General features: G+C 68.6%; 11 protein-coding genes. 6 read left to right on the plus strand and 5 right to left on the minus strand.

Annotated features, from left to right (window positions below):
• Positions 1–496: 496 nt before the first annotated feature.
• Both MJ777_RS12480 and MJ777_RS12485 read left to right on the plus strand, forming a co-directional pair.
• Entirely contained in the window at positions 497–2,317 is a 1,821-nt protein-coding gene (locus tag MJ777_RS12480; RefSeq protein WP_239376233.1) for a SpoIIE family protein phosphatase, read from the plus strand.
• Positions 2,318–2,470: 153 nt separating this feature from the next.
• Complete coding sequence (locus tag MJ777_RS12485; protein WP_239310101.1) at positions 2,471–3,163, plus strand: DUF4230 domain-containing protein; 693 nt, start codon at positions 2,471–2,473, stop codon at positions 3,161–3,163.
• A 208-nt stretch (positions 3,164–3,371) separates the two neighbouring features.
• Here the strand turns inward: MJ777_RS12485 and MJ777_RS12490 are convergent, their stop codons facing one another.
• Positions 3,372–4,235 carry an exodeoxyribonuclease III gene (locus MJ777_RS12490; protein ID WP_239376235.1) on the minus strand — a complete coding sequence of 288 codons (864 nt, stop codon included), beginning with the start codon at positions 4,233–4,235 and terminating at the stop codon, positions 3,372–3,374.
• 169 nt (positions 4,236–4,404) lie between these two features.
• Here MJ777_RS12490 and MJ777_RS12495 point away from each other — a divergent pair, with 169 nt between their 5' ends.
• From MJ777_RS12495 to MJ777_RS12505, 3 genes are all read left to right on the plus strand, one after another.
• Positions 4,405–4,737, plus strand: a complete 333-nt coding sequence (locus MJ777_RS12495) for a hypothetical protein (RefSeq protein WP_239376237.1) — start codon at positions 4,405–4,407, stop codon at positions 4,735–4,737.
• A gap of 309 nt (positions 4,738–5,046) precedes the next feature.
• The gene (locus MJ777_RS12500) at positions 5,047–5,637 is read left to right on the plus strand and encodes an NADAR family protein (RefSeq protein ID WP_239376239.1); all 591 of its coding nucleotides are present in this window, start codon (positions 5,047–5,049) and stop codon (positions 5,635–5,637) included.
• Positions 5,638–5,897: 260 nt separating this feature from the next.
• Entirely contained in the window at positions 5,898–6,797 is a 900-nt protein-coding gene (locus MJ777_RS12505; protein ID WP_239376241.1) for a universal stress protein, read from the plus strand.
• On the opposite strand, the gene MJ777_RS12510 is transcribed toward MJ777_RS12505, so the two are convergent.
• A complete protein-coding gene (locus MJ777_RS12510) occupies positions 6,788–9,289 on the minus strand; it encodes an RNA helicase (RefSeq protein WP_239376243.1) in 2,502 nt (833 codons plus the stop codon). The two genes, MJ777_RS12505 and MJ777_RS12510, sit on opposite strands and share 10 nt — an antisense overlap.
• Positions 9,290–9,361: 72 nt before the next feature.
• Positions 9,362–11,002, minus strand: a complete 1,641-nt coding sequence (locus MJ777_RS12515) for an ABC-F family ATP-binding cassette domain-containing protein (protein ID WP_239310107.1) — start codon at positions 11,000–11,002, stop codon at positions 9,362–9,364.
• Positions 11,003–11,237: 235 nt separating this feature from the next.
• Here MJ777_RS12515 and MJ777_RS12520 point away from each other — a divergent pair, with 235 nt between their 5' ends.
• Positions 11,238–11,612, plus strand: a complete 375-nt coding sequence (locus MJ777_RS12520; RefSeq protein ID WP_239376245.1) for a VOC family protein — start codon at positions 11,238–11,240, stop codon at positions 11,610–11,612.
• A 215-nt stretch (positions 11,613–11,827) separates the two neighbouring features.
• Here MJ777_RS12520 and MJ777_RS12525 read toward each other — a convergent pair whose 3' ends face one another.
• Positions 11,828–11,992: a hypothetical protein gene (locus MJ777_RS12525; RefSeq protein WP_239310109.1), complete on the minus strand. Its 165-nt coding sequence runs from the start codon at positions 11,990–11,992 to the stop codon at positions 11,828–11,830.
• 28 nt (positions 11,993–12,020) lie between these two features.
• The gene (locus MJ777_RS12530) at positions 12,021–12,197 is read right to left on the minus strand and encodes a hypothetical protein (protein ID WP_370651589.1); all 177 of its coding nucleotides are present in this window, start codon (positions 12,195–12,197) and stop codon (positions 12,021–12,023) included.
• Positions 12,198–12,304 lie beyond the last annotated feature (107 nt).

Here is a 12,304-nt window from a genome sequence, read left to right on the forward strand (position 1 = left end):
TGCCTGGTGAGCCCCTGGCTCCAGATGGCGGCGTCGGCCGGTGGCTGCGGCAGGTCCGCGCGAGCCTGCCGTCGTGATTTTGTTCGCACCCGCGGTGGCCTCGCCGGAGTCTCCGCCGTCATTACGTGATTGCCTCCTCGCTTCCCCGCGCTGGTTGCTTCCCCACACTGGTTGGCTGCCGACGCTGGCTGGGCCGCCGGGGCTGGCTGCCGGTGTCGGATTCGTGTGGCATCGCCTCCCAGCTGGTAAGCGTTGACCAGGCAGAGCGTAACGGATGGAGAAGTGTTGTGAACAACGGCGATCATTAACTCTCCCTGAGGAAGGCGCCACCCAGCCCGCCCTGGGCACGACCGGTGGGCGGCCGGCCCGTCCAGTGGGAGGTTCGTCACCCGTCAGGAGCGTCCGGCTGCGCGCGGCGCCGTCATCGTGCTGGGCGAGAATGCTTCGAGCCCGGCATCCAGGTGGCGAGGGTTCCGAGGGAGCGAAGGGAGTCACCGTGGCCGAGGTCGCGGGTCTGCGCCGGGGCATCCGGATGATGGTGGCCCTGGCCCTGGTCGTAGGCATCGCGACACTCGGGGTTGCGGTCTACTCAGCGGTGCGGGCCGACCACGCCACGGCCGAGCGGGGCAACCGGTTGGACCCCGCCGCGACCACCGCGGCCATGCTCCTCGCCGACTACGTCGACCAGGAGAGCAGCGTTCGCGGCTATCTGATCACCGAGGACCGCTCCTTCCTCGACTCCTTCGACGAGGCCGGCAAGCTGATCCCGGTGCACTATGCGCGGCTGGAAGCGCTGCTGGGTGACCGGGCTACGCTGATCATCCAGTTGCACAAGGTCACTCGAGCACATGAGGCATGGCTTTCGGAGGTGGCGCGGCCGGAGCTGGCGGCTATGAGCGGCGGCGCTGTGGTGGCTGCCCGTGACGTCGAGAAGTCCGTGATGGCTCGGACTCGGCTGAGCGCGCTGCGCACCGATGTGACCAATCTGGAGATCATGATTTCCCGGGAGCAGATATCCACCGTTGGCCGGGTTGCCGGTGCTCAGGATCTGCTGCTCAGCTCACTGGGCACCGCGGTGTTCCTGGTTGCGGTGATCGTGGTCACGCTGAGCGTTGTGGTGCGTCGCTGGTTGCTGCGGCCGATCGCCTCGTTGCGCCGCGCGGTCAACGCGGTCGCCGCGGGACGTTACGACACCCGCGTTCCCGCGGTCGGCCCCAAGGAGCTTGTCGAGCTCGCCGGCAACGTGGACGCGATGCGGGCACAGCTGGTGCGCCTTGTCCGGCAGAACGACCGGCTCTGGGAGGCGCTTGCCCAGGAGGGGCCCGCTGTAGTCGCCCTGCGTGACGCCCTTACCCCGTCCACCCTGCACGCGTCCGGGCTGATCGTGCGCGGGCGGGTTGATCCGGCTGAGGGGGAGCTGGCGGGTGACTGGTTCGATTCGGTCGACCTGCCCGGCGGCCGGGTCGGTGTGGTCGTCGGCGATGTCTCCGGTCACGGGTCGGCGGCTGGTGTGTACGCGTTGCGGCTCAAACAGCTGCTGGGCGCGGCGCTGACCGGAGGGGTGTCCGACCCCGGCGCGGCCATCGAATGGGTCGTGGACAATCTGGGCGAGACAGACGAGGTCTTCGCCACTGCCGTGGTCGCTGTGGTCGACCCGGCGAGCGGGACGGTCGAATATGCCAACGCAGGCCATCCGCAGGGGCTGCTGCTGCGCCGCTCGGGCCCGTCGCCAGAGCGGTTCGCCGCAGCCGGGGTTCCGGCCGCATCGGCGCAACCGAGTGGGGAGGCCCGCGCGGAGTCACCGGAGCCCCGGCCCGATGCGGGCTGCCCGCCGGACCGGCAAGGCCGGACCGGCCGACCCGTTGCTCGCCCCGGCAGATCCGGGGAGATCTGGTCGGCTCCGTCGACCGCGGAACCGACCGCGGCTGTCGTCGCGCTCACCGCCACCGGGCCACTGGTATCCAGCCTGTTGGCCGCTCCTGGCGCCTGGGCGACCGCGACCCTGCGGCTGCGGCCCGGCGACGCCTTGTTCATCTACACTGATGGCCTGACCGAAGCCCGCAACGCAAGCGGTGAGCAGTTCGGTGAGGACAGGCTTGTCGCGGAGATCCTGCGGGCCCGGTCACGACGTCCTCACGAGTTATTGGACGCGGTTTTCGAAGCGGTTCGCGCGCATGCGCCTGGGCGTCCGAGTGACGACCGTACCGCGATCATTCTGGCGCGGACGGACACGAGCCGGTCCAGCGACGGCCAGGGCCTCGTCCCCACCGCTCGGTCGCGGTCCGAGCGCTCCGGGCCGATCGGGACCGCTCCGTGACCGAGTCGCCTCAAGTCCCCTCAAGTCGCCTCAAGTCCCCCCAAGGGCCGCCAGGCGCGGCTGGAGCCGTGATCGTGCATCCCCTGGCCGGGTTTGGATCATCGTCCGGCCGTCGGTGCGTGACGATGGGCGTTTCTGGGTACATCAGCGGTCATGAGTGAAAGATCCGGCATTATGTCCGGTGCCGTCGCGCTGCTGCGGGTCCGCCCGCGTATCACGCGGTTGTTTCTTGTCCTTGTCGGTGCGGTACTGGTGTTCGCTGGAATCGGCTTTGTCAGCGGCTGGCGGCCGTCGCTGACAAACCCGTTCGGCCGGGAAACGATCGACCGTAGCCCGCCCGCGGTGCTGCGTTCCCTGACCGATCTCAGTGACTACCACGCGGCCAGCGCCCATTTCGAGGTCGTTGTCGATCTGGCGGACGAGACCAAGTTCATACCAGCCGCTTTGCGGGGCGAGCGGACTTTGTTCGTAGGCGTCGGCAGCGTCGACGCCGTCGTTGATTTCGGAAAGATCGACAAGAATGCGGTGACAGTCTCCGAAGACCGACGGACGGTGTCCGTCCGGTTGCCGGTACCGACTCTGTCGGAACCGAAAGTTGATCCGGAACACAGTTATGTCGTCGCCCGGCAGAAAGGCGTGCTGGACCGGATCGGCGGCTTTCTCAGCGGCAGCGCCAGTGACGATCGCCAACTTTATGTGATAACCGCGGACAGGATGACTCAGGCGGCGAAGACCGATGGTTCCGTCCTGACCCTGGCCGAACGGAACACCACCGGAATGTTGCGGGGCCTGTTCAGCGCGGTGGGCTTCACCACCGTCAATGTCAGTTACGCGGACGCACGATAACCGCACCGCCGCGCGCCGTTCATCGGTGTCGTCGACCTGTGCCGTGTCCGGCCGGCCCACCCACCCACGGACGTATCAAGGGGGTGCCTGATGGCCCTTGACCGCGCCACGCGAGGTCGTGGCCTGGCTGACAGCGGCCTGACCCAGGCCGAGTTCGCCGTCGCGCTCGGGACTTCCTCTTCGCGTTTCTCCACACCCCTATTGCCGGTCAGCCGGTCAGCCGGCGGCGCTGCGCGCGCGGGGAGGGCGGGGAGGGCGGCGGGACCATCGGGCCGATGTCCCCATCCGGTGCCTCGTCAATGTCGACGACCACCGGTGCGTGGTCGGATGCGCCTGTGCCCTTGCGGGTCTGCCGGTCAACCCAGACCGCTCGCACCCGCTCGGCGACCGGACCGCTGGCAAGAGCGAGGTCGATGCGCATTCCCTTGTTCTTCGGGAACATCAGCGACCGGTAGTCCCAGTAGGTGAAGATCTGTTCGTCCGGCCACCGTTCACGCGTGACGTCCACCAGACCGAGGGCGGTGAGCTCCCGCAGGGCCTGTCGCTCGGCCTCGGTGACGTGGGTGGCGCCGACGAAGTCGGCCGGGTCCCATACGTCGGCGTCGGTGGGAGCGATGTTGAAGTCACCGCAGGCGAGTACCGGCGTGGTCGTCAGGGCTTTTTCCACGCATACCCGTAGCGCGGCGAGCCAATTGATCTTATAGGTATAGTGCGGATCGTCCACTGCCCGGCCGTTTGGCACATAAAGCGACCAGACTCGGATGCCGCCGCAGGTCGCGGCCAGCGCCCGCGGTTCTGGCCCGGGAAAGCCGGGAGCGTCGGCGAGTCCCCGCTCGGTGTCGCCCAGGCCGACTCGCGAGAAGATCGCGACGCCGTTCCATCGGCCCTCCCCGTGATGTGCGACGGTGTAGCCGCGCCGGAAGAGATCTTCATCGAAGAGCTCCAGGAAGGCGTCGTCGGAAAGCTTGGTCTCCTGTAGGCAGACCACGTCCGGCTGGACCCGGTCCAACCATTCGATCAGACGCGCCTGCCGCGCCTTCGCCGAGTTGATATTCCACGTCGCTACTCGCACCACCCGACGTTAGCCGGCTCGTGCCGCCCTCGGCCGAGGCGGTGTCCTCAACCGGACTGTTGTGAATCGGCGCGGTCGCGTTGGATGCGGCGTTGCGGGCGGATACCGTCACCGGGATACCGCGGGCGGATGCAGGCGGCGCGCGGAACACCCGGAGAGGGGGCTGCCCGTGGCTCGCGACAGGCTCTTACCGATGCTGCGGCCGGTGGCGACGGTGGCGGTCGCCACCGGGCTTGTCGGGCTTGTCGGGCTCGTCGGTTGTGGCTCGGTGTCGCAGGAGACGAGGCTGGCTGGTACCAGCGCGGTCTGTGCTCAGATCGACGCGCGGTCCGCCGACATCCGTGCGAGCGCGCAGACGGCCCGCTTGGCGGCTCTGGTCGTACGTGATCTCGCACCGGACGGGGACATCCGTGATCTTGCTGATCGTGTCTCGCGGAACCCGGGGGAGATCAGCCTGAGAGGGCGGCTCGCCGACTGGGTCAATGACACATGCGCACGATGACAGGTCCGTAACAAGGACCATATAGCAAAGATTTTCCATACGGGCAAGGGTCCTTCTGACAAAGGTCTCACCGATGCAGTTGTCATGCGACTTGCAGATCGTAGCCCTCTTCCTACCGCCGGTACCGCAACGTTGCGCCGGGCGTCCCGCGCGGCGTTCGTCGGTTCAACGCGATCGGCGGTCACCGTCCCGGCCGGCTGAAACGCGGCCCCGGCCAGCTGAAGCACCGTCCCGGCCGGTTGAGGGCAGGGGTGGTCCGACTGGTGGGAATGCCGTTGAAGGAGAGGCGACTCGTGCGACCATCAGGCCGTGACCACGCCGGCGAACGCCTCCCAGGTCGAGGATCTGGTCCTGCTGGAACAGGCCGGGTACGCGCTGGATCTCCTGTTTTTCTGGGGGCACCATCCACCGCGGGGCAGCGGCCGTGGCGTCGGCGTGGGCTGCCTGAGCCAATGGTGGCCCTCCGCGTTCACTGTGGACGGTCTGCGTTATCCGACGGCTGAGCATTTCATGATGGAGCGCAAGGCCCGGCTGTTCGGCGACATGGCCGCGGCACGGGCGGTTCTCGCCGCAGCTGATCCGGCAGCCGCGAAAAAGCACGGCCGGCAGGTCCGCGGTTTCGATGAGGCGGTGTGGAGCGAGTGCTCCTTCGACATCGTGGTCCAGGGCAACGCCGCGAAGTTCGACCAGCATCCGCCGTTGCGTAATTATCTGCTCGGTACCGGCGAGCGGGTACTGGTGGAGGCGAGTCCGCTGGACCGGGTGTGGGGGATCGGCTTGGCCGCTGACGACGCCCGTGCGCAGGCTCCGTCAGCCTGGCCGGGACGCAATCTTCTTGGTTTCGCGCTCATGCGGGTCCGGGCGATGCTGCGCGCGTCCACCTCGAGCGCGTCCGGGTAACGCGACCACCCTCCTCTCCGGGCAGGGGCCCCCGCCGGAGCCTGACGCCGCGATTGTGACCAGTGCCCCGCCGGTGCTTCCGCGTGGCCGTGCCAGGCATCCGCCGCCAGACAGCCGTGCCGGGCAGCCGTGCCGGGCAGCCGAGGCAGGCGTTTCCAGCAGACGTCTGCGCCACTGTGTCCGGATGCTCCCCGCACCCGGGCGCCCTCAGCGTAATGATCAAAGCGAGCGGCGCCCAGAGCGGTGTGGGGAGGACGGCAATGACAGACGGTAGTATCTTCGCGCGGCCAGGGATCGTTGCCGGGGTGGACGGCTCGCCGGGTTCTGTCGAGGCACTGCGATGGGCCTGGCATACCGCGGCCATGCATCGGCGCTCTGTGACCGCCGTGCTGGCATGGACCGCGGACGGCCAGCCCAGGACCGTTCACCGGCAAGCGTACGTTACTGATCGTGATGGGTTGACCGCGACGGCGGCTGCGGTTCTCGACTCGGCGGTTGCTCGGCTCCCGGCCTGCCAGCCACCTCCCGCGGTAGTCCGGCGGGTGGTCCACGAGCCCGCGGTGATCGCCTTGCTGGCGGCGTCGAAGCACGCGCCGATGCTGGTCGTGGGCTCGTGCGATCATGGCCTGCTCCATTGCTCTCCCCGCGGGTCGGTGGGCCAGGCGGTCGTCCAGCACGGCGCGGTTCCGGCCGTCGTCGTGCGGGGGCGGGGCTTCGGTGTGCCCGGCGACCGCCGGCCGGTGGCTGTCGGTGTGGACGGTTCGCCATCGTCGCTGGCCGCGCTGGCGTGGGCGGCCCGTGCGGCGACATACCGTGATGTACCGCTACGGGTGATACACGCGCTGGAGGTGGCGTCCACGCCCTATCCGGAGTTTCTCGCCTCGTCCGGCCGAGCTCTTGTCGATCAGGCAAACGATGTGCTCGACGATGCGCTCGCCAAGGGGCTGCGGGACGTTTCACCACGGCTGTGCGTCAGCAGCGAGGTGGTCGTCGACTCGGCCGCCCGTGCCCTGCTGCTGGAGTCCACGACCTCGCAGCTGCTGGTGACGGGCGCCCGCGGGCACGGGGGCTTCGCTGAGCTTCTCCTCGGCTCCGTGAGCGATCAGTGTGTCCGCTACGCGCTCTGCCCGGTCGCGGTCATCCGCCCGCCCTACAGCTGATCGACGGCGGTGACGTGCAGCACGGCGGCGCCGGCTTCGTCCGAGGCGGCAAGGTCCACCTCGGCGCTGATGCCCCAGTCGTGGTCGCCGGCCGGATCGTCGAAGATCTGCCGAAGCGTCCAGCGTCCCGGCTCGGTGTTGATGATGAGGAGTCCCGGTCCGCGGGCGTCGGGTCCGGTGCCGATCTCGCCGTGCAGGTCGAAGTACGGCTGGAGGGCCTGTGCCCACCGGTCACGGTCCCAGCCCGCGTCGGCGTCGAGCGCGCCGAGATCGTCGTAGCGGCGCAGCGCGGCCAGCTCCACCCGGCGGAACAGCGCGTTGCGGACGAGGACCCGGAACGCGCGGATGTTGGTCGTCACCGCGGGTGGCCGTTCGTCGATCCGCGCCGAAGGCGCGTCCGGCGTCGGGTTGCGCAGCTGCTCCCACTCGTCGAACAGGCTCGAGTCGACCTGCCGGACCAGCTCGCCCAGCCATTCGGTCAGATCGGTGAGCTCCTCGGTCCGGGCGTCCTCGGGCACCGTCTGCCGCAGGGCCTTGAAGGCGTCGGCCAGGTAGCGCAGGAGCAGCCCCTCGGAGCGGGCCAAGCCGTAGAAGCCGATGTACTCGACGAAGGTCATGGCTCGCTCGTACATGTCCCGGGCCACCGATTTGGGCGCGAGCTCGTGATCGTCAACCCAGGGATGGCCACGCCGGTATATCGCGAACGCGGCACCGAGGAACTCGTCCAGCGGCTTGGGGTAGGTGACGGCGTCGAGCAGCTCAAGGCGACGCTCGTACTCGACGCCGTCCGCCTTCATCTGGGCGACGGCTTCACCGCGGGCCTTGAACTGTTGCGCGGAAAGGACCTGGCGTGGATTGTCCAGCGTGGCCTCGATGATCGATAGAACATCCAGCGGATAGCTCGGCGAGCCCCGGTCGAGCAGCTCGAGCGAGGCGAGCGCAAAGGGCGACAAGGGCTGATTGAGAGCGAAGTCGAGTTGCAGGTCGACGGTGATCTGCACAGTGCGTCCCGTCTCGTCCGGGATGGCGAGTTTCTCGACGATGCCAGCGGCGAGCAACGCCCGGTAGATGGCGATGGCCCGGCGGATGTGGTGGCGTTGCGCCGGACGCTGCTCGTGGTTGTCGGTGAGCAGGTGCCGCATGCCGGCGAAGGCGTCGCCAGGACGGTTGATGACGTTGAGCAGCATCGAGTGGCTGACGGTGAAACTCGACGTCAGGGGCTCGGGCTCGGCGGCCACGAGCCGTTCGAACGTCGGTACGCCCCAGGAGACGAACCCCTCCGGCGGCTTCTTACGGACGATCTTTCGCCGTTTCTTCGGGTCGTCGCCGGCCTTGGCCAGGGCGCGTTCGTTCTCCACTGTGTGCTCGGGCGCCTGCACCACGACGGTGCCGACCGTGTCATAACCGGCCCGGCCGGCCCGGCCGGCGATCTGGTGGAACTCCCGGGCGCTCAGGTGGCGGGTCCGGGTTCCGTCGTACTTGGACAGCGCGGTGAACACGACCGTGCGGATCGGTACGTTGATCCCCACGCCGAGCGTGTCGGTACCACATATGATCTTCAGTAGCCCGGCCTGGGCGAGCAGCTCCACCAGCCGCCGGTACTTGGGGAGCATGCCGGCGTGGTGGACACCGATGCCGTGGCGGACCAGGCGGGACAGGGTCTTGCCGAACCCCGCGGTGAACCGGAACCCGCCGATCATCTCGGCGATGGCGTCCTTCTCCGCCCGGGTGCACACGTTGATGCTCATGAGTGACTGCGCCCGTTCCAGCGCCGACGCCTGGGTGAAGTGAACGACGTAGACAGGCGCCTGGTGGGTGTTCAGAAGCTCTTCGAGCGTCTCGTGCAGCGGGGTGGTCACGTAGTGGTGGAACAGTGGCACCGGGCGCACGGCGGAGCGGACGACCGCGGTGGGACGGCCGGTCCGGCGGGTGAGGTCCGTTTCGAACCGGCTTACGTCACCCAGGGTCGCCGACATGAGGATGAACTGCGTGCGGGGCAGCTCCAGCAGCGGCACCTGCCATGCCCAGCCCCGGTCGGGGTCGGCGTAGAAGTGGAACTCGTCCATCACGACCTGGCCGACGTCGGCGTCGGCACCGTCCCGCAGGGCGATGTTGGCCAGGATCTCGGCGGTGCAGCAGATGACGGGAGCGTCCTCGTTGACAGCGGCGTCCCCGGTCATCATCCCGACGCGTTCCGTCCCGAGCGTGGCGCACAGCGCGAAGAACTTTTCCGACACCAGCGCTTTGATGGGCGCGGTGTAGAAGCTGCGCTGTTTGCGGGCCATCGCGGTGAAATGGGCGCCGGTGGCCACGAGGCTCTTGCCGGACCCGGTCGGGGTGGTCAGGATGACGTTGGAACCGGAGACCACCTCGATGAGCGCCTCGGACTGCGCGGGGTACAGGGCGAGCCCCTGGCCCTGCGCCCACGCGGTGAACGCGTCGAAGATATCGTCGGGCTCCGGAGTTGCGGGCAGCTGGTCGGCGAGCGTCATGGTAAATCCGATGGTGCCTGACGGATCGCGGACCCGGGGCCGCGACGGCCGGCGTTTTCAGGGCCGGCGCCTTCAGCTCCCCTCGATGACCTGACCAGCCGTGACCTGCCACTGACGCGTGGTGTGGACCACCTCGAGCATGCGGCGGTCGTGGGTCACCAGGAGCAGGGTGCCGGTGTAGTCGGCCAAGGCCGCTTCCAGCTGCTCGATCGCGGGGAGGTCGAGATGGTTCGTCGGCTCGTCCAGCACCAACAGATTGACCCCGCGTGCCTGCAGCAGCGCGAGCGCCGCGCGGGTGCGTTCGCCGGGTGACAGGGTCGTGGCCGCCCGTTTCATATGATCCGCTCGCAGGCCGAACTTGGCCAGCAGAGTCCGCAGGTCGGCGGTGACCAGCTCGGGCAACAACCGGGCGAGGACGTCGAGAACCGGGGCGTCGACGGTGAACAGCGCTCGAGCCTGGTCGACCTCGCCGACCAGCACCCCGGAACCGAGCGACGCCCGGCCAGCGTCGACCGGCAGGTGACCGAGGATCGCTGCCAGCAGCGTCGACTTCCCGGCTCCGTTGGGCCCGGTGATGGCCACCCGGTCGCCCCAGTCCAGCCGCGCGGTCACCGGTCCCAGGGTGAAGCTGCCGCGACGTAGGACCGCGTCGGTCAGCACGGCGACCACGGCACCGGAGCGCGGGGCCGCCGCGATCCGCAGCCGCAGCTCCCATTCCTTGCGCGGTTCAGGGACGACTTCCATGCGTTCGATCAGGCGTTCGGTCTGCCGGACCTTGGCGGCCTGCTTCTCCGACGTCTCAGCGCGCAGGTTTCGCCCGATCTTGTCGTTGTCGGTGGACTTGCGGCGGGCGTTTCGCACGCCCTTGTCCATCCAGGTCCGTTGGGTCTGGGCGCGTTCGGTCAGCGCGCCGCGGCGGTCGGCGTACTGCTCATAGGCCTCCCGGGCGTGCCGCCGGGCCACCTCCCGTTCGTCGAGGTAGGCCTGGTAGCCGCCGCCGAAGAAGCTGACCTGTTGCTGGGCGAGATCCAGCTCCAGCACCGCGGTGACGGTACGGGCGAGAAATTCCCGATCATGGCTGACGACCGCCACCGCGGCCCGTAGCCCCGTGACGAACGTCTCCAGCCGGGCCAGCCCGTCGAGGTCGAGGTCGTTGGTCGGTTCGTCGAGCAGGAAGACGTCAAATCTGCTGAGCAGCAGAGCGGCGAGCCCCGCGCGGGCCGCCTGGCCCCCGGACAACGCCGTCATCGGCACGTTCAGGTCGATCGTGAGCCCGATGTCGGCCGCCACCACCGCCGCGCGTTCGTCGAAGTCGGCGGCCCCCAGCGCGAGCCAGCGGTCCAGCGCTGTCGAGTAGGCGTCGTCCGAACCGGGCTCCTGACGGGACAGGGCCGCGACCGCGTCATCCAACCGGCGCCGGGCGTCGGTCACGTCAGCGCGCCGGGCGAGGAAGCCATGCACGGTCTCGCGGGGACGGCGATCGGGCTCCTGCGCGAGGTAGCCGACCGAGGCCGTCGACGGGGTGCGTACCACCGTGCCGTGCTCGGGGCTGGCCAAGCCCGCGAGCATGCGCAGCAGGGTGGACTTGCCCGCGCCGTTCGCCCCGACCACTCCGATCACATCGCCTGGGCCGAGCACCAGATCGACCTGGCTGAACAGCGCTCGCCCGCCGTATCCGGCAGCCAGGCCCTGGGCGACGAGGGTGGCGTTCACACCCAGACGTTACCGGCACCGCCGAGCGAAGCCCTCCGGAACGTCTCGCCTCCGGCCGGGGCCATCGGGGGCTGGCCATCCGGGCCATCCGCCATCCGCCATCCGCCTTGGGCGTTGCCTGTCAGCAGCTGACGTTGCTGACGTTATCGTTGGTACGCCTGTCATACGGGATGTGTCAGCGGCTGCAAGCAGTGCCGGCCAGCTGCTGATGATCAATTGGTGGGGAGCGCAAGCGGTGGTTGGTGTTGCACGCCTGGCGGCGATCTCGTTCGACTGCTCCGAGCCTCATGCGTTGGCTCGGTTCTACGCAGAGCTGACCGGTGGCGCGATCGCTTTCAGCAGTGAGGACTTCGTCGCGGTCAAGGGCCCGACTGTCTGGATCACAGCGCAACGGGTCCCGGACCATCGGCCCCCGACGTGGCCCACGGGCGCTACCCCGCAGCAGGCGCACATGGAGTTCGCAGTCGAGGATCTTGAAGCGGCGCAGGCTCAGGCGATTGCCCTCGGCGCACGGCCTGCCGACGAGCAACCATCCCCGGACCGGTGGCGTGTGCTCCTCGACCCGGCGGGTCACCCGTTCTGCCTGACGACTCTCGTGCCGTCGGCCTGACGGCAGCGCGCCGGATACGTGGAGCGGGTGACCGGGATCGAACCGGCATGGCCAGCTTGAAAGGCTATCCGTGCTGGGCATCGTACCTGCACGGCGATCTTTTCCGACAATCATCGTTGTCGCATTGCGGGTCACGGAGTCGCGATCATGGTGGGCCCGATGGCGGTCGCGAGTGTCCTGTCTCACCAAAGCTGAGGCAGTCCCATCGAATCGGGTCAGGCCGGGGAGGATTCCCCCGCCACGATCCAGCCCGGGAACAGCACCTCCCACACCTCCACCACCGACACGGCACCGTCCTCACGTAGCCACACCGGATACCCGGAGAAACTCACCCCGGCCGGCACCAGATCCGCCGTACCCGCCGCCACGACCGCCGTCATGAGCCCGCCCCCGACCGCTGCACCGAGATCACAGGATCGCGATCCGCCCTAGCCCCACGACCGGCAGCACCCGGTAGCCCGGAGGCAGAATGCTCCGTTCCCGTGCGTACTCCGCCAGCACCCGAGCGTCGACGAACGGCGCCACCACCTGAACCCCCGGCACCACCAGTGCCAGCGCTCCCGACGGAATGACCACCTCCCGCACTTTCACCATCCGCATCAAGCCTGTACTCGTACCCGTCGTCATCATCCCACCACCACTTCTCACCCTCTCCCTCGTCGTCTCCGAATGGGTCATCTCGGAAATGGTCG

Origin of the sequence: Protofrankia sp. Cj5 (genome assembly GCF_917627405.1) — a bacterium.
In the GTDB taxonomy this organism is placed as follows: domain Bacteria; phylum Actinomycetota; class Actinomycetes; order Frankiales; family Frankiaceae; genus Protofrankia.